At 62.2% G+C, this 16,625-nt stretch carries 15 protein-coding genes; 2 read left to right on the top strand and 13 right to left on the bottom strand.

Annotated elements, in window-relative coordinates:
- Positions 1-2 precede the first annotated feature (2 nt).
- The 6 genes from LPB072_RS19575 to LPB072_RS19600 are packed head-to-tail and all read right to left on the bottom strand — an operon-like array spanning position 3 to position 6,751.
- On the bottom strand, positions 3-1,442 hold the full coding sequence (locus LPB072_RS19575) for a M20 family metallopeptidase (RefSeq protein WP_066086682.1): 1,440 nt from the start codon (positions 1,440-1,442) through the stop codon (positions 3-5).
- Positions 1,443-1,478: 36 nt separating this feature from the next.
- A complete protein-coding gene (locus LPB072_RS19580) occupies positions 1,479-2,354 on the bottom strand; it encodes an ATP-binding cassette domain-containing protein (protein WP_066086678.1) in 876 nt (291 codons plus the stop codon).
- Positions 2,351-3,337, bottom strand: a complete 987-nt coding sequence (locus LPB072_RS19585) for an ABC transporter ATP-binding protein (protein WP_066086675.1) — start codon at positions 3,335-3,337, stop codon at positions 2,351-2,353. Before LPB072_RS19585 ends, LPB072_RS19580 begins: the two co-directional genes overlap by 4 nt.
- Before the next feature lie 11 nt (positions 3,338-3,348).
- Positions 3,349-4,272, bottom strand: a complete 924-nt coding sequence (locus LPB072_RS19590; protein WP_066086672.1) for an ABC transporter permease — start codon at positions 4,270-4,272, stop codon at positions 3,349-3,351.
- 21 nt (positions 4,273-4,293) lie between these two features.
- Positions 4,294-5,211 (bottom strand): ABC transporter permease, encoded by a 918-nt coding sequence (locus LPB072_RS19595; protein WP_066086670.1) that lies wholly within the window; start codon positions 5,209-5,211, stop codon positions 4,294-4,296.
- Between the two features lie 31 nt (positions 5,212-5,242).
- On the bottom strand, positions 5,243-6,751 hold the full coding sequence (locus tag LPB072_RS19600) for an ABC transporter substrate-binding protein (RefSeq protein ID WP_066087177.1): 1,509 nt from the start codon (positions 6,749-6,751) through the stop codon (positions 5,243-5,245).
- Between the two features lie 218 nt (positions 6,752-6,969).
- Here LPB072_RS19600 and LPB072_RS19605 point away from each other — a divergent pair, with 218 nt between their 5' ends.
- The gene (locus tag LPB072_RS19605; RefSeq protein WP_331000265.1) at positions 6,970-7,896 is read left to right on the top strand and encodes a LysR family transcriptional regulator; all 927 of its coding nucleotides are present in this window, start codon (positions 6,970-6,972) and stop codon (positions 7,894-7,896) included.
- 133 nt (positions 7,897-8,029) lie between these two features.
- Here LPB072_RS19605 and LPB072_RS19610 read toward each other — a convergent pair whose 3' ends face one another.
- Positions 8,030-8,380 carry a hypothetical protein gene (locus tag LPB072_RS19610; RefSeq protein WP_157559370.1) on the bottom strand — a complete coding sequence of 117 codons (351 nt, stop codon included), beginning with the start codon at positions 8,378-8,380 and terminating at the stop codon, positions 8,030-8,032.
- 276 nt (positions 8,381-8,656) lie between these two features.
- Here LPB072_RS19610 and LPB072_RS19615 point away from each other — a divergent pair, with 276 nt between their 5' ends.
- Positions 8,657-9,976 carry an amidase gene (locus LPB072_RS19615; RefSeq protein WP_066086664.1) on the top strand — a complete coding sequence of 440 codons (1,320 nt, stop codon included), beginning with the start codon at positions 8,657-8,659 and terminating at the stop codon, positions 9,974-9,976.
- Between the two features lie 231 nt (positions 9,977-10,207).
- On the opposite strand, the gene LPB072_RS19620 is transcribed toward LPB072_RS19615, so the two are convergent.
- The 6 genes from LPB072_RS19620 to LPB072_RS19645 all read right to left on the bottom strand — a co-directional run bounded on the left by LPB072_RS19620 (position 10,208) and on the right by LPB072_RS19645 (position 16,576).
- On the bottom strand, positions 10,208-11,848 hold the full coding sequence (locus LPB072_RS19620) for a class I adenylate-forming enzyme family protein (protein WP_066087171.1): 1,641 nt from the start codon (positions 11,846-11,848) through the stop codon (positions 10,208-10,210).
- 10 nt (positions 11,849-11,858) lie between these two features.
- A complete protein-coding gene (locus LPB072_RS19625) occupies positions 11,859-12,512 on the bottom strand; it encodes an ABC transporter ATP-binding protein (RefSeq protein WP_066086661.1) in 654 nt (217 codons plus the stop codon).
- A 30-nt stretch (positions 12,513-12,542) separates the two neighbouring features.
- On the bottom strand, positions 12,543-13,298 hold the full coding sequence (locus LPB072_RS19630) for an ABC transporter ATP-binding protein (RefSeq protein ID WP_066086658.1): 756 nt from the start codon (positions 13,296-13,298) through the stop codon (positions 12,543-12,545).
- Positions 13,295-14,269 carry a branched-chain amino acid ABC transporter permease gene (locus LPB072_RS19635; protein WP_066086656.1) on the bottom strand — a complete coding sequence of 325 codons (975 nt, stop codon included), beginning with the start codon at positions 14,267-14,269 and terminating at the stop codon, positions 13,295-13,297. The genes LPB072_RS19630 and LPB072_RS19635 overlap by 4 nt, the downstream gene beginning before the upstream one ends.
- A 1-nt stretch (position 14,270) precedes the next feature.
- Positions 14,271-15,167 (bottom strand): branched-chain amino acid ABC transporter permease, encoded by an 897-nt coding sequence (locus LPB072_RS19640; RefSeq protein ID WP_066086653.1) that lies wholly within the window; start codon positions 15,165-15,167, stop codon positions 14,271-14,273.
- Between the two features lie 83 nt (positions 15,168-15,250).
- Positions 15,251-16,576, bottom strand: a complete 1,326-nt coding sequence (locus tag LPB072_RS19645) for an ABC transporter substrate-binding protein (RefSeq protein ID WP_082876763.1) — start codon at positions 16,574-16,576, stop codon at positions 15,251-15,253.
- Positions 16,577-16,625: the final 49 nt, after the last annotated feature.

The following is a 16,625-nucleotide window of genomic DNA, read 5'->3' on the forward strand; positions in this document are numbered from 1 at the left end:
GCTTACGAAACCGCGGATTCAGCACGCTTGCTGAGACCCGCCTTGCGTGTCGCAAACACGCCTGGACCTTCTTCGGCCAAGTCCCAGAACACCCCTGCCATGATGTTGAGCGCTTCGCGCATCACATCGGCCAGCACGTGTTCGTTGGGCGCGTGCTGCGAGCAGGCAGGGTAAGAATGCGGGATCCACAGCGTGGGTTGCCCGAGCGTGACAGCAAAAACATCGTTGGGCAGGGAACCACCCAGATTCGGCAACAGCGCAGGCGACTTGCCTGAGCTGCGCTCCATGGAGGCCAGACACCAGCGCACCCAGTCGTCGTCCGGATCGAGGCGGGTGGCGGGCATGTGCATGTCGTTGGTGCGCAGCTCCACATCGTGAAAGCCATGATCATCCAGATGTTTGCGGATGTGCTGAACGAAGTTCGAATCGTCGCTGCCCACCACATAGCGCATGTGGCAATGGGCCCGTGCGTCGCACGGAATCGCATTCACCGGCATGGCCGGGTTGCCGGTCGTGAAAGCCAGCACCTCCATGCTGTTCCAGCCGAACACCCGCTCGGCCGGCGTGAGCCCGGGTTCACCCCAGTCGAGGTCGATTTCCGGATCGTTGGGATCACCGCCGACCTGGATGCTCTTGAGAGCCTCACGCACGCTGTCGGGCAGCTCCTCGGGCAACAAACCGGGCACCAGGATGCGACCTCTGGCGTCGACCATGCTCGCGATGGCGTGGGCCAGACGAATGCCAGGGTTGCGCAGCAGGCCGCCCCAGTTGCCTGAGTGGTGGCCACCTTCGCGCAGGTTGAGGTGGAGGTCAAAATTGAAGACGCCGCGCGAGCCCAGAAACAAGGTCGGTCGTGAAGCCCCGTTGCGTGGACCATCCGAAGCGATGAACAGGTCAGCGGCGAGGCGATCGCGGTTCATGACGCAGACTTCGTTGAGCCCGGGCGAACCCGTCTCCTCGCCCATCTCCAGCAAGACCTTCACGTTGTAGCCCAGCCGGCCGCCCCGGGTCGCCAACACCTGCTCCAGGGCGAGAAGGTTGATGGTGTGCTGACCCTTGTTGTCGGCTGTGCCCCTGCCGTACCAGCGGTTGCCTTCAACCACGATGTCCCAGGGGCTCAAGCCATCGCGCCACTGCGCGTCGTAGCCGCGCACCACATCCCCGTGGCCATAGGTCAGGACGGTGAAGGACGCGCCGGGCTCCAGACGCTCGGCGATCAGGAAGGGGCTCTTGCCCGCCTCGGGGTTTTCGATGATGTCCCAGGTGAACCCCAAACGCTCCAGCAGCGGCACCATTTCTTCCGTCAGGTAGGCGTGCAGGATCGGGCCGCTGGCCGCGTCCTGGCTTTCGGTGCGGTAGGCAACCCGGCGCGCCAGCGTTTGCTGAAAGCGCCCATCATCAAAACAGGCCAGCGTGTTGGCAATGGCTTGTTGGCGGCTCATAAAGACTCCTTGTTGGTTGTGGGAGGCAGATGCAAATCAGGTTGCAACCTGCTCCGCTTCGGCGGTGATGTCGGGAATGCCCAGACCGGGCTCAGGGGTGAGCGCGGACGCCAGCAACATGCGGGTGTAGGCGTGCTGGGGCTGGTTGAAGATTTGCTCGCGGGTGCCCAGCTCGACGATCTGGCCGTGGTTCATCACGGCCACGCGGTCGACCAGGTGTTCCACCACGCCGAGGTCGTGGCTGATGAACAAATAGGTCAGACCAAACTCGGCTTTCAGGTCGAGCAACAGGTTCAGGATCTGGGCCTGCACCGAGACATCCAGCGCCGAGGTCGGTTCGTCGCAAATCAGGATCTCGGGTCGCAACACCAGGGCCCGCGCAATGGCCACGCGTTGGCGCTGACCGCCGGAAAGCTGGTTGGGGTATTGCTGGTGGGTGCGCTCGGGCATGCCTACCAGATCGAGCATTGCCTTCACCCGTTGCCGCTGCTCGGTGGCGGTTCCCACCTTGTGCAACTGCAACGGAACGCCCACGATGTCGGCCACGCAGCGGCGCGGATTGAGCGACGAATACGGGTCCTGAAAAATCGGCTGGATCGACCGCGCATGGACCTTGCGCTGACCGGGATCAATCGCCTTCCCGTTGATCAGCACCTGGCCCGAGCTGGGTTCCAGCAGACCGAGCAGCATCTTGGCCAGTGTGCTCTTGCCGCAGCCCGACTCACCCACCAGACCCATGGTTTCACCCTTGCGGATGCTGAGCGACACGTTGTTCACCGCCTTGATCTCGCCGGCTGCGCGGAACAGGCCGCGCTTGAGCTTGTAGGTCCGGTGCAAAGAGCGGAGTTCGAGCGCTACCGCAGCATCACCACCGTCAGGTGCCGCGTTGATCGGGGTCACTGTGCTCTTCATGCGGCCTCCTTTGCCAGCGCTTCAGCCATCACGCAGCGCACAGCATGCCCATTGATGAGGTTGACGTAAGGCGGCATAGAGGCGCAGGCCGGCAGCGCATGGTCGCAGCGGTTGGCAAAGGCACAGCCCTGGACATTGCCAATCAGACTGGGCACCACGCCACGAATCGACTTCAGATGGCTGCCGGGTAGCGTTTTGCCGCGCACCGGAATGCTGTCGAGCAGACCCCGTGTATAGGGATGACTGGGGCGGGCAAACAACTCGCCCACCGGTGCGGTCTCAATCACTTCGCCGGCGTACATCACGGCCACGCGATCCGCGATGCGGGCCACCACACCGAGATCGTGGGTGATGAACACTACGGCCGTGCCGAATTCCTTTTGCAGCTCGCGGATCAGGCGCAGGATCTGGGCCTGGATGGTCACATCGAGCGCGGTCGTGGGTTCGTCGGCAATGATCAGATCAGGGCCGCACATCAGTGCCATGGCGATCATGACCCGCTGGCGCAGACCGCCAGATAACTGGTGCGGATACTGGCGCAGCCGCTCGGGGGCCTGTGGCACACCGGCGCGCTCCAGCAAATAGACCGCTCGTTCTCGCGCCTTGGCTGCGCTCACCTTGCTGTGCGCACGCAGGGCTTCGCACAGCTGATCGCCCAAGGTGTAGGACGGGTTGAGCGAGGTCATCGGCTCCTGAAAAATCATGGATATGCGCGCGCCGCGCAAAGCCGTCATTTCCCGATTCGAGAGCGTTTGAAGATCGGTGCCATCAAAGCGGATGTGATCGGCAGTGCGTTGCGCCTTGGCGGGCAGCAAGCCCATCAACGCCAGCGAGGTCATGGACTTGCCGCAGCCGGACTCACCGACCAGACAGAGCATTTCGCCTTTGTTGACATGAAAGTCGATGCCGCGCACGGCATGCAGCAGACCGCGCTCGGTGGGCAGGTCGACGCGGAGGTTCTTGACTTCGAGCAAGGGTGACATAGCGGCCTCGTTCAATTGCGGCCATCGGGCGCGGTCACGTCCCGAATGCCATCGCCCACCAGATTGATCGCCAGCACCAGCACCGCCAAAGCGATACCCGGGATCATGATCACCCACGGCTGGAAAAACATGTAGGCCTTGCCCTCGGCCACCATCAACCCCCATGACGGGGTGGGCGGCTGCACGCCCAGCCCCAGAAAGGACAACGTGGATTCGAGCAAGATGGCATGGGCCATTTCCAGCGTGGCCACCACGGTGAGCGGCCCCATGAGATTGGGCAGCAGCTCACGCAGCAGGATGTAGGGCGTGGACGCACCCAGCGCCTTGGACGCGGCGATGAACTCGGCGTCGCGCAACTGCTGTGTGGCCGATCTCGTGACGATGGCGAAACGGTCCCACAACAAAAGCCCCAGCAGGGCGATCACCACCGGCAGCGAGCCGCCCACCAGGGAAGCCATGGCCAAGGCAACCAGAACCACGGGCATGGCCAGACGCGTGGTGATGATGTAGCTGATCACCGCATCAACACGGCCGCCGTAGTAGCCGGCCAGCAAGCCCAGCGTGGTGCCGATGAGACCGGATATGAGGGCGGCGGTCAAACCGATGATGAGCGAAATCTGCGCGCCGTACAGCATGCGACTCAGGTAATCGCGACCGAGTTTGTCGGTGCCCAGGATGTGGTCCCAGGAGCCTTTGTCGTGCCAGAACGGTGGGATCAGGCGCTGCGTCACGTCCTGGTTGAATGGGTCGTGCGGGGCCAGCCACGGAGCCAGCAGTGCCGCCAGCAAGGTGATGGCCAGCAGCACAGCGCCGATCATGAGACCGCGCTGACCGAGCACACGCCGCATCCAGCGGCGCCATGACGGTACGGGCAGCAGGGCCGTCAAAGGTGTGTCGGAAGCCACTGCGGTTCCGGAAAGAATCGGGGTATTCATATGCGTCTCCTGTGGGCCCGTTCAACGGGTGCGCATGCGCGGGTCGAGCGCGGCGTTGAGCACGTCGGCCAGAAAAGTCAAACCGATGTAGAAGATCGCGATGATCAGCACCACCGCCTGCACCACGGGGTAATCGTTGCGCGAAATGGAATCCCAGGCCAGTTGGCCAAGACCCTGCATCGAGTACACCGACTCGATCACCACCGAGCCACCCAGCATGAAACCCAGCTCAACGGCCGCCAGGGCCACCACCGGAATGATGGCGTTGCGCAATGCGTGTTTGAACACCACGCGGGACGGACTCAACCCCTTGGCGCGGGCGGTTCGGATGTAGTCGGAGCCCAGAACATCCAGCATGCCCGCACGGGTGAGTCGCATCATGGCGGGCATGGCGTAATAACCGAGCGCGACCGCGGGCAACACGAAATGCTGCCATGTCGCATTGCCGGCCACAGGCAGCCACTTGAGGCCCACCGAGAACAGCAAGATCAGCGTCAGCGCAAACCAGAACGAAGGCATGGCCTGGCCCACCACCGCAATCGCCAGGGCCACGCGGTCGATCCAGGTGTCGCGGTAGATGGCTGCAAGAACACCCAAGGGAATCGCCACCACCACCGCCAGCAGCAAGGCGATGCCGCCAAGCTTGAGCGTGATCGGCAAGCGCTCGCCGATGAGCTCGATCACGGTGCTTTCGAAGTAGAAAGAGCGTCCAAAATCGAACCGCACGGCCGAGCCCAGCCAATCGAAGAACTGTGAAGTGATGGGCCGGTCCAGCCCATACTGCACCCGAATCTGCTCCACCGCCGCCGCGCTGGCCTCTGGCCCGGCGATGGCCGAGGCCAGATCGCCCGACAGGTGCAGCAGCATGAAGCTGATGACCGCCACGGTCATCATCACGCTCAGCGCCACGAGCAGTCGGCGAAATATGTAGGTCAACATGGGCGTTTTCCTCTATGGCGTTGAAGGCGATCTACTTCCAGCTGGCCGTGAAGAAGCGCGGCAGTTCGTCTGGTTCTGCTTCGAACTTCAGATCGGACACAAAGGCGTAATTGGTGGAGTACGAGAACATCGGCGCCCAGAAAGCCTGCTCCGAGATCCGCTGCAGGGCTTTGGCGTATTTGGCCTTGCGCTCGGCAGCGTCGACGGTGGCATCGGCCGTTTGCAGCAGGCCAATGGTCTGCGGATCTTTGGCCGTGTCGTCCGGGCCGCCCTTGAAGAAGTTGCCGGTGAAGGCCGATGCATCGTTGATCGAGAAAGAACCCCATGCGCCAAAGGTCAGCGGGGCCCGGCCCGAGCGGGTCTCGTTGCGCATTGCCGGGTATTTGACAAAATGCAGACGCGCGCGAATGCCCACCTTGCTCAGGTCGCCCAGAATGGCTTCCGCGTACTCACGGTCGCGGTAGGCCCAGAGGTCGGTTTCGAAGCCGTTGGTAAAACCCGCTGCGGCCAGCAAGGCCTTGGCCTTGGCCGGGTTGTAGTCGTACTTCACCACTTTGCCGGTTTCACAGGCGGCCTGGGTGCGGAAGCAGGCGGCGAACACTGGCTGGCTGCCACCTCGGATCAGGTTGTCGGCAATGCCCTTGCGGTTGATGGCGTGATTGATGGCCTGACGCACACGCAGATCTTTCAGCGGAGTGGACTCCGGCTCGGTGCCGTTGTTGTTGATCGTCAGGTACCCCACCCGCATGGTCTCGCCACTGAGCACGGTGAGATTGGGCATGGCCTTGAGCTGCTCAGCCTGATCGGCTGGCACGCGCCAGATCCAGTCGACCTCGCCCGTCATCAATTGAGCCAGACGGGCCTCCGGATCGCGGATCACCACAAATTTGATCGTGCCGATTTTCGGCTGAGGCACCGGGCTGGCTTTGAAATAGTTGGCGTTGCGTGCCATGGTCACACCCTGGCCGGGGGTGACGGCGGTGATCTTGTAAGGGCCGGTACCGATGGGCGCTTTGCTGAAGCCCTCCAGGCCGACCTTCTTGTAGTACGCAGCAGGATAGATCGGCGTGGGTCCTGCGAGGTACTGGAGCGCGGCGGGGAAGGCGGCGTTCAGGTTGATGCGAACCTGGTATTCGCCAAGTTTCTCGACGTTCTTGATCCAGTCGGTGTTCTGCAGTGTCGCGATTTTGGCGCCGGGACCAGCGACTTCATTGAAGGTGTAGAGCACGTCGTCGGCGGTGAACTTGTCACCGTTGTGAAATTGAACCCCTTGGCGCAAAGTCACATTCAATGCCGTCGGGGTTTCCCATTTCCAGGCGGTGGCCAGTTGCGGCTTGAGATCACCCGTTTTGGTGTCGCGGTAGATCAGGGTGTCCCAGGCCATCGACGCCAGGATCACGCCTTCTCGCATGTTGTTGTGGTACGGGCTGACGTTCTCGACCTCACTGTCTGACGCGTAAATCAGCGTGTCATTGGCTTTGCCGGCCTGAACGCCGGCAGAACCCGCTGCCATCACCAGCGGTACAAGGCCACGCCGCATCCAGGTATTGAATTGATGTGCCATTACAAGACTCCTTGAGAAAGTGAAAAAAATGGTCAGTCAAAAAACCGAGAATTGACCGGCGAAACGAAGGATGAGGGCAAAATAGCGTTTCCACCAGTGCAGATTTTCGACATATGCATTGCCAAAAAGGCAACGCACATTTTTCGATTTGAATCCCTAGCACCTAGTTGAAAAGCACGCAATCAGGGTCTTCCATGTCCAATTCACAATTGATCTCGCGTCAGTTGCAAGACACAGCGCTTCGCTACTTTCTGGAAGTGGTGCGCTGCGGGTCCATCAGCGAGGCATCCAACCGGCTCAGCGTTGCCGGCTCCGCCATCAGCCGGCACATTGCTCACCTGGAGGAATTGCTGGGCACCAGCCTGTTCGACCGGCACGCCAGAGGCATGGTGCCGAACGCCGCTGGTGAACGATTGGCCGTGCACGCCATCAAATCCGCGCACGATGCGGAGCGATTGGTGCACGACGTGCGCGCCATGCAGGGCATGGAACAGGGGCGCGTGCGCATCGCAGCCACAGAGGGCTTCTCGATGGAATTTCTGCCGCGGCTCATCAGCGATTTCACCCGGCGGCACCCTGGAATCCAGTTTCATCTGGGTGTGCACCCGCCCAGTGAAAGCACGAAGCGCGTATTGAATGGCGATGTGGATATCGGCGTGGTCATGAGCCGGGGCGTCGACAAAGACATCCAGATTGAACACATACAGCCCTCCCCCGTGATGGCGGTGATGGTCCCCCAGCATCCGCTGGCCAGAGCCAAGCAGATCAGCCTCACCCAGTTGCAACCCTACCCCCTCGCCCTGCCCGAGGCCGACACCACCGTTCGACAACTGTTTGACATTGCTTGCCATTGGCGGCGGCTGCGCCTGGAGCCGGTTTTGACTTGCAGCCACATCAGCGGCCTGATCGGTTTCTTGCGGCACTCGCCCGAAGGGGTCACCATCTCCGGTGAAATCACGACGCGCTACCAGGTCGAACGCGGGGAACTGGTGTCGGTCCGGCTTCGCGACCGGGGCCTCGACCTTCGCAACATCGAAGTACAAACCTTGCTGGGAAGGTCCATGTCGCGCTCAGCGCAAGCGTTTCTGGACTATCTGAAATCGCAGTTGTCAAAACCCTGATCGCCGCGGCCTCGGAGGGCTGGCGTTGATGGAGTGCGCCAGCCAATCAGCGCACCCAGGCAGAGGGCTGGCGTGGGCCAGCGCCGGTCACCAGGTGGTGCATACCGAGAACTGGCGCAACCCCACACGGCGCTCAGATGCGCGACATGCTCACCGAACACACATCCACCACGCGCTTCAGGTAGCAGACAAACTCCTCCATCGCCGAGGCGGTTTGCTGAAGGCTGGGAAACGTGCGCTCGGCTCGCGTGCTCAGGTCCCGGTGTCCCGCAGCGATTTCGCTGGAGGCCGTGGAGATGGCATCGGCACCGTGCAGGATGCCGGCAATGGTTCCGTGCAGCCCTTCGCACATGCCGCCTGGGGCCGCGCGCACTGAGTCGCCAGGCACCCTGTCGACCGCGACCAGGTCGCCCTCGGCAATACGGTGCACAAGTGCGCGCAGCGTGTTGGACTCTTCACCGAAGTCTTTCCAGTCCGAAGCCACGATCACTTTGGCGCGATACCGAGCGCGGCCAGCGTCAACGAGCCCGTGAGGAGCCGCACCAGTCGCCGGTGGGCCAGGTGCCTGGCCGATGTCTCAGATCACTGAAGCGAATTCAGGATACGCGCCTGCATCGAAGAAAATGCAAAGCGGGCGCGGCAACAAGAAGGGTCATCGCCCACCTTGTGCGCGCCGATCACCCGGATTCACCGCTGGTCGTCGAGGTGTTTCCCCGGGGTCGCCGCCCCCCATTCGTTTCAATCTCAAGCAAGGATCCGCATGTCTGCCCAAGCCAAACCCTCTTCCACACAGCGCCTGGAACAAGCGCTTGCCGCCATTGATCAGGCCGGCGACGAAGGGCGCCGCACGTTCACCCGTCTGTACACATCGGATGCGCGCGCAGCCGCCGCCGCGGCCGATGCGCGCTCGCGCGCTGGGCGGTGCTTTGGGCCCATGGATGGCCGCCTGGTGTCCATCAAGGATCTTTTCGACGTGGCCGGCGAACCCACCACGGCCGGTTCTGTCATCTTGCAAGATGCCGCGCCAGCCACCCGGGATGCGACCGTGGTGCGCCGCTTGCGCGCCGCCGGTGCGGTCATCGTGGGCAAGACCAACATGACGGAATTCGCCTTCTCCGGCGTTGGTATCAATCCTCACTACGGCACACCCGGCAACAGCCGTGACGCCGCACGCATTCCCGGCGGCTCATCGTCCGGCGCAGGCGTTTCGGTGGCGCGGAACTTCGTGGAGATCGCCATCGGCTCCGACACCGGAGGCTCGGTCCGCATTCCTGCCGCGCTGAACGGGATCGTGGGTTTCAAACCCACCCAGGCCCGCGTGCCACGCGAAGGCGCGTTCCCTCTGTCGTACTCGCTCGACACCATCGGCCCCTTGTGCCACAACGTGGCAGACGCGCTGGCGGCAGATGCCATGCTCTCAGGCGTTGACCTGGAGCCTGGCGCGACCCGGTCGGTTCCGGGATTGAGGCTGGGAATCCCACGCGGCCTGATGTTCACCGAGGCACAAACGGAAGTGCTGGAAGCATTCGATCGCGCAATGGCATTGCTGGGTGGCGCAGGCGCCCGGCTGAGCGACGAAGCCATGGACGATCTGCTGGGCGAACCCTTCCGTCTCCAGGAGCAAGGCACATTGGCCGCCGCAGAAGCCGCGTCCATTCACCAGCACCTGCTCAAGGAACACCCAGAAGCCTACGACCCCATCGTGCTGGGACGCATTCGGCACGGCGAAACAATTGGCGCGGCCAGATACATCACCATGGTGCAGGCCAGAACACAACTGCTGCGCCACATCGATGCGCGGTTGGCCGGTTTTGATGCGCTGGTCTTGCCAACGGTGCCGCTGCTCGCGCCCCGCATCGATGCGCTGTCGGAAGAACGTGCATTCCTGCGCACCAATGGGCTGCTGTTGCGCAACCCATCGGTCTTCAATTTTTTCGACTTGCCAGCCCTGTCACTTCCCGCGCCCACAGGCACGGGCCTGCCAGTGGGTTTGATGCTGGTCGGTCGGCGCGGAGCCGATCGCGATTTGCTGGCCATCGGCAGCGCCATTGAAAGCGTGCTGACTTCAGCGAACAGATGAATGAATGGAAGGTCGCCGGATGTTTCTGGCCCGGCCTTGACGCCTGGGCGTTCGGGAAAACTGCAACCGGCCATACGCAGAGGTGGATATCAAGCGACCGCTCAGCCCCCAAGGCCAGTCACTCGATCGAGGTCCGGCCAGACCAGGTCGCAGGGACCGCTGCTCACGTCAGGGATAGCCTGGTGCTCTCGACCCGAGGCGGACATTCGCCCAGCCAGCCAGGACACCGTTTCAAATCATCGTCGCCAATTGCTCGCGCAACAACCGTTTCATCAGTTTGCCATTGGCATTGCGTGGCAGCGGCGCGTCGCACCAGGTGACGGTCTCAGGCACCTTGTAGTCGGCCAGACGGGCGGCGCAAAAGGCTCGCAAAGCTGCGTCGTCCTTGAGCGCACCCGGTCCATGAACAAAGGCATGCACGCGCTCGCCAAGCACCGGGCAGGAGCGCCCCACGATCGCCGCTTCGGACATGCCGGGCCAGGCCATCAGCACATTTTCGACCTCAACCGAATAGATCTTGAAACCGCCGCGATTGAGCATGTCTTTCTTGCGGTCGAAGACCCGCACATAGCCCGCGTCATCAATGGAGCCCAGGTCGCCCGAATGCCAGTAGCCGGCGGTAAACGAAGCCGCAGTGGCCTCGGGGTTGTTCCAGTAGCCAGGAACGATCATCGGCCCTGCGATCCACAACTCGCCGGTTTCTCCGGCCGGCAGCTCACGGCCGGCTTCGTCCATCACCCGGATGTCGGCAGCCGGCAGGACCACACCCACACTGTCGGCATGATCGCAGGTCTGGCCAGCCGGCATCATTGTCGCCGGTGAAGTGGCCTCGGTGGCGCCATAGGCATTGAGCAGCAAAAGCCGGGGCAGACGCTCGCTCAGCGCATCGATGGTTGCCACCGGCATCGGCGCGCCGCCGTAACCTCCGATTCGCCAGGCGCTGAGATCGGCAACGGCGAAACTCGGGTGCAGCAGGCACAGGTTGTAAATGGCTGGAACCATCAACGTATGGGTTACACGTTCGGCGGCCAGCGTGGCGATGAAGGATTCGGCCTTGAATGGCGGTGTGATGATGATCGCACCGCCGACCTTCAACATGGAGGCGATGGAAGCGAGCAAGCCGGTGACGTGGCTGGCCGGCACGGCGAGCGCCGATCGGTCGCTTGCCTGCAACCGCATGCAGGCCTCGTAGTGCACACAGGAGTGCACGATGTTGAGCTGGGTCAGCATCGCGCCTTTCGGATTGCCCGTCGTGCCTGAGGTGTAGAGAATCACCGCCGTATCGGTCCCGGCGGCTTCGGCTGCGGAACAGGCGTCCCCGGCATCCTTTGCACCGAGCAGGTTCGCCATCGAGACTTCGTCGGCACCGTCGCCAATCACCAGACGCGCCATCGTGGTGGACAGCGCAGCTGCGCTCGTGTGCAGCGCACCATGGCCCGACTCGGGCAAACGCGGCACCAGGGCGGCATCAACCACCACCCCCGTTGCGCCACATTGGCCAATGATGTATTCGAGTCCCGGCCGCTGCTCGCGAACACCCACCGGTACGGCAATCGCCCCCAGTCTTTGCAAGGCCAGCAGCGTGACGATGAATTCGGGCCGGTTGTCGATCAGCATCACGACACGGTCGCCGCGCTGCACACCGTGCGCAGCGAGCCGCACAGCCAGATGCCGGGTCGCCCGCTCACATTGTGCGTAGCTCCAGCGTTGGCCGTCGAACACGATGGCCTCGGCATCGGGCGCTCGTGCAACCGAAGCCTCGAACATCGCGAACAGGCTGATCGGACGCTCGACAAAACAGCGCACCAGTCGGTCACCGTACAGCGCCTCAAGGTGCATCGGCGGCACCGGGTAGTCCAGCCAGTGGCTCATGGCATTTTCTTCAGACGCTGGCCTGCGCGACATTGGCGCCGCGTTCGATGACAAATTCGGCATCGACCAGACGGCGCGAATGGTTGAGGTCGCTTTGCGCAATCAGTACCGAGATCTCGCTGCCTTTCATGCTGGCGATAACTTCACCCAGGCGCTTTGACAATGCAGGAGCAACGCCTTCAAAGGGCTCATCAAGCAACAGCAAACGTGTACCGACAGCCATCGCACGGGCCAGCGCCACCAGCTTCTGCTGTCCGCCGGACAACAACAGGGCGCGGCGTTCACGCATCTCGATGAGCTCGGGCAATACGCGGTAGACCAACGCCAGCCGCTCCTCGATGTTCAAGGTCTTGTTGACCCAGACCGGGACCAGGATATTTTCCTCCACCGTCAGCTCGGGCACCAGCCCACGGTCTTCCGGCATATAGCCGATGCCCAGGCCGGCCCGGCTGTGCGGCGGCATCTTGCCGAGGTCCTGGCCGTTAAAGCTGATCGAGCCCTCGCTCGGCTTGAGTTGGCCCATCACCGTGCGCATCAGTGTCGTCTTGCCGGCCCCATTGCGGCCGATCAAGCCCACCATGGTGCCGTCGGCCACTTCCATCGTCAGGCCACGCAATGCCACGACCGACTGAATGGCGACGTGAAGGCCTTCAATTTTCAACATAAGAATCCTTTGAGGCAAGGCATAAATTCATCACTCCTGCAGCAGTTCGCCTGTCACGTAGCGGCGCACGTCATCGGCGTTCAGTGCGATGGACGGCACGTCGTCGGCAATGATCCGCCCGGCATAAAAGGCCACCACGCGGCTGGCGTGGCGCTCGACGATATCCATGTCGTGTTCGACGAACAGCACCGTGGTCTCTGCCTCGTGACCGAGTGCGTCCATGATGGTTTGCATCATGGGAAATTTTTCGTCGGCCGAAACGCCGCTGGTCGGCTCATCGAGCAGCAGCAGCTTGGGTCGACCCGTCATCGCCATTGCGATATCGAGCAGCTTGCGCACGCCACCGGGCAACTCGGCGACGCGGCGGTCGCGATGTTCGTCGAGGCGGAAGCGTTCGAGCAGTGTTTCCGCCCGCGAGATCGCTTCCGGGCGCCTGGCCGGTTGCCAGAAGCTGAGCTTGTGGTCGTGACAAGCGTTGGCAACCAGCATGTTGTCAAGCACACTCAAATCACCATAGAGTTGCGGAATCTGGAAGGAACGCGCCACGCCCAGGCGCGTGATGAGACGGGGCGCCAGCGGCGTGATGTCGTCACCCGCCAGCATGATGCGCCCGGTGTCCGGCTTCAGGTAGCCGGTGATCATGTTGACGAAGGTCGTCTTTCCGGCGCCGTTGCTGCCGATCAGGCTGACCCGTTCACCGCTGGCGATGCGGATATTGATGTCTTCGGCCGCAACCACCGCACCGAATCTTTTGTTGAGACCCTGGGCCTCGAGAATTGTGCTCATTTGCGTTTTTTCCCCATCCACAAAGAGCCGATGCCGCCCGGCAGAAAGCGGATCACCAGCAGCAGGAAAATGCCCAGCACCAGCTGCCAGGTATTCGGGAAATAGGCACTCGAGAATGAGCGCACCACTTCCAGCAGGATGCTGGCAACAAATACCGCAGCCACGCTCTGCCAGCCGGCGAGAATGGCGACGAAGACAAATTCACCCGAGGTGGTCCAGAAGCTGAAGTTCGGCTCTATGTGCCCAAGCGCCATCACCGCCAATGCACCGCCCACGCCGCCGCAGAATCCGGCCAGGATGAAGTTGATCGTCATGGCCTGGCGCACCGAACCGCCAAGGTACTCGACCCGCAGTTCATTTTCCTTGACGGCAAGTGTCACCAGGCCCCGCGTGCTGTCGAAGTAAATCCGCGCCAGCAGTGCCATCGTGGTGGCCAGAACCACCGCCAGCACATACAAGGTGTAGACGACGCTCCCGTCGGCCAGTTCCTGGCCGAACAAGGTTGGCCGCCCGACGTTGAAACCGTCAGAGCCGCCAAGCATGTTGAGCTTCATCAGCAGGCCATAGGTCACCATCGACAAGGCCAGCGTCAGCATCGCGAAAAAGATGCCGCGGTAGCGAGACAACAGCGGCGCGAACGGCGTGGCGATCAGCGCGGCAGACACGCCTCCGATGAGGGCCATGCCAAGTGCATCGGTGAAACCCAGGTGGTTGTAGACCAGCGCTGCGGCGTACCCGCCGCCGGCCAGCATCATGCCCTGGCCAAACGGAACAACCCCACCGCGCATCAGGCCGACGATGCCCAGGGAGACCAGCCCGTTGGCCGCAGCCATGATCAACAGGAAGCTGAGCCAGCGCGGCATCCACAGGCCGGCCAGCGAGAGCACGACGCAAGACACGATGGCGATCAGGATCAGCCGTCCATGGCCTGTCGCAGGCGCCGACTTCGACGCAGAAAGAATGGTCGCCATGTCAGATCTTCCTGGCCTGGATGCGCTGGAACAAGCCCTCTGGCCGGAACATCAGCACCACCGCCATCACGACATATATCGAGAACAGTTCGGCGACCGGAGCCATGTGCACGGCCAGTGAACGCGCCAGGCCGACGAGCAGCGCACCGATGGCGGCTCCCTGGATGCTGCCCAGCCCGCCGATGATCACGACCGCGAAGGAGACGATGACCACGCCAACCGATACACCCGGCTGCACGGAGATCATTGGTGCGGTAAAGGCGCCGCCCAGCGCCGCAAGGAAGATGCCGATGGAAAACGCGACCATGTACACCCGCGAGACGTTCACGCCCATGCTGGACGCCACCTCCGGACTGTGGATCACGGCCAGCACGATCTTGCCCTGGCGTGTTCGGTTCAGTCCCCACCACACGACAAGGCCAACGGCCACAGCAAGGCCAATCAGTGCGAACTCGTATCCGACGTAACTCTGCACGCCGACATCGATGTTGCCGAACAGGGAATAGGGTTCGTAGACGTAATAGGGATTGGCGCCCCAGATCAGCTTGGTCACGTCTTCCAGAATCAGGAACATGGCGTAGGTCACCAGCACCAGCAGGACCTCATCGCGACCATAGAAGAAGCGCAACAGTCCGCGTTCGATCAGTGGCGCGACGATGGCGGCCACCGCAACAGCGGCCAGCAGCATGGCCAGCAATGACCAGGCAGGGTCCCAGTTCATGCTGGTGGTCCAGCCGACAAAGCTGGCCGCAGCATAGGCACCCAGCGCATAGAAGCTGCCGTGTGCAATGTTCAGAATTTTGAGCACGCCGAACACCAGCGTAAGCCCGAGCGCGACGATGAACAACCATGACGCATAGGTCAGGCCGTCGATCAGGATGGTTGAAATGGCGGGCATGGGTGGGTCCGGTTAAGGCGGTTCAGAGATCGGGCGTGCCAAGAGGGTCAACTCGAAGCACGCCCGCGGGCGCACCTATTGAGTCAAGGGCAACCCTTGGCGCCAGTGAAGCCTGACTTGATCCAGTCCTCTGACTTCATGTCGGACGGTGGGTTGACACATTCAGCCGGGAAGCGAACGATGTCGTCGATCACCACCATCTTCTTGGCCGCGTCATACCGGGTTTTTCCGATCGCGGTTTCCTGGATCGCCTGATGGCCATCAGCCAGGGCCATGCGGATCTTGCCCGCCGGAGAGTCCCATTCCGAGCCCTTCAGCGCGGTGGCCAGCTGCTCCGAATTGGGCTTCTTGCCACCGTTGGCTGCAGTGGCTTTCTCGACCGCCAGTTTCAGACCCAACAAAGCCTGAGCCATCCGGTACGGAGCCTGCACAGGGTAGACGCCGTTGGCATCCGAGTAGACCTTCCACCACCAGTCGTTCAAGGCCGACTTCGGCGACATCAGACCATAGGCGCCGCGGGCGCCAAGGATAGTGCCATCGGGCATTTTGTCGCCCAGACCGGGCAACACATGGTCGCCTGCCGACAACAAGACCTGGGTGCGCTTGAACAGGCCACGTGGGCCCGCCTGAAGGATGAATGCCTGCAAGTCACCGCCCCACAAACTGGAGTGTGTGACGTCTGCGGTTTTGCTCATCAGCGACGAGATTTCGGTGCCATATTGTCCGGCGCCGAACTTGGGCAACTGGTCCTGGCCGGCCTTGGCGTCTGGAAAGAGCTTGTCCATCGAAAGCGCAAAGTCTTTCTTGGAATCCTGACCCCAGGCATAGTCCTGGTTGATCATGTTGTAGCTGTTGACCTTGATGCCCTTGGCTTTCAGATAGCGGGCCAAGGCCACGTTGTCCATGGTGGCGTGTGATGCGGTCCGGAAGACATAGTTGAATTTGTTGTCTTCGAAGACGCGCGGGGTTCCGCAGTCATAGAGGATCAGAAAACGCTTCATCTCTTCTGCTACCGGTGCCACCGCCAGGCAATCGCCGGAGCTGACATAGCCCACCACCGCATCGACTTTCTCGCGGTCGTAAAGATTGCGCAACTCCTGAACCTGCTTGGTTGCTCCGCCAGCCTCGTCGACATAGACGGCTTCAATCTTCATGCCGCCGAAGCCCGTCTTGTCGTAAGGTGCTGGCGCCTGCCCCTTGTTGAATGCCTCAACCAGCGCCTTCGCGCCATTGACCGCCGGTATGCCGAAGCTTTCAGCTGCCTGGCCGGACAGGAAGCTCACCACGCCGATTTTGAAAGTTTCCTGGGCATGCAGGGTACCCGCGGCAAGCAGTGCCGCGCTGGCAGCCAGCACACGCAGTCCCATGCGCCGCGGTGGGAAAGTCGTCTGTCGGAAATGTTTTGCCATTTTCGTGTCTCCAGTTGTGCGCCCTTGTCGGGCAGGATGGGTCTTTCGA

Origin of the sequence: Hydrogenophaga crassostreae (genome assembly GCF_001761385.1) — a bacterium.
Taxonomy (GTDB): domain Bacteria; phylum Pseudomonadota; class Gammaproteobacteria; order Burkholderiales; family Burkholderiaceae_C; genus Hydrogenophaga; species Hydrogenophaga crassostreae.

Excerpts from the sequence above, each read along its gene's own strand:
- LPB072_RS19635 (WP_066086656.1), bottom strand. The coding sequence starts at position 14,269 with ATGGCGACCATTCTTTCTGCGTCGAAGTCGGCGCCTGCGACAGGCCAT.
- LPB072_RS19645 (WP_082876763.1), bottom strand. The coding sequence starts at position 16,576 with ATGGCAAAACATTTCCGACAGACGACTTTCCCACCGCGGCGCATGGGA.
- LPB072_RS19580 (WP_066086678.1), bottom strand. The coding sequence starts at position 2,354 with ATGAAGAGCACAGTGACCCCGATCAACGCGGCACCTGACGGTGGTGAT.
- LPB072_RS19640 (WP_066086653.1), bottom strand. The coding sequence starts at position 15,167 with ATGCCCGCCATTTCAACCATCCTGATCGACGGCCTGACCTATGCGTCA.
- LPB072_RS19600 (WP_066087177.1), bottom strand. The coding sequence starts at position 6,751 with ATGCGGCGTGGCCTTGTACCGCTGGTGATGGCAGCGGGTTCTGCCGGC.
- LPB072_RS19605 (WP_331000265.1), top strand. The coding sequence starts at position 6,970 with ATGTCCAATTCACAATTGATCTCGCGTCAGTTGCAAGACACAGCGCTT.
- LPB072_RS19590 (WP_066086672.1), bottom strand. The coding sequence starts at position 4,272 with ATGAATACCCCGATTCTTTCCGGAACCGCAGTGGCTTCCGACACACCT.
- LPB072_RS19620 (WP_066087171.1), bottom strand. The coding sequence starts at position 11,848 with ATGAGCCACTGGCTGGACTACCCGGTGCCGCCGATGCACCTTGAGGCG.
- LPB072_RS19585 (WP_066086675.1), bottom strand. The coding sequence starts at position 3,337 with ATGTCACCCTTGCTCGAAGTCAAGAACCTCCGCGTCGACCTGCCCACC.
- LPB072_RS19630 (WP_066086658.1), bottom strand. The coding sequence starts at position 13,298 with ATGAGCACAATTCTCGAGGCCCAGGGTCTCAACAAAAGATTCGGTGCG.
- LPB072_RS19575 (WP_066086682.1), bottom strand. The coding sequence starts at position 1,442 with ATGAGCCGCCAACAAGCCATTGCCAACACGCTGGCCTGTTTTGATGAT.
- LPB072_RS19625 (WP_066086661.1), bottom strand. The coding sequence starts at position 12,512 with ATGTTGAAAATTGAAGGCCTTCACGTCGCCATTCAGTCGGTCGTGGCA.
- LPB072_RS19595 (WP_066086670.1), bottom strand. The coding sequence starts at position 5,211 with ATGTTGACCTACATATTTCGCCGACTGCTCGTGGCGCTGAGCGTGATG.
- LPB072_RS19615 (WP_066086664.1), top strand. The coding sequence starts at position 8,657 with ATGTCTGCCCAAGCCAAACCCTCTTCCACACAGCGCCTGGAACAAGCG.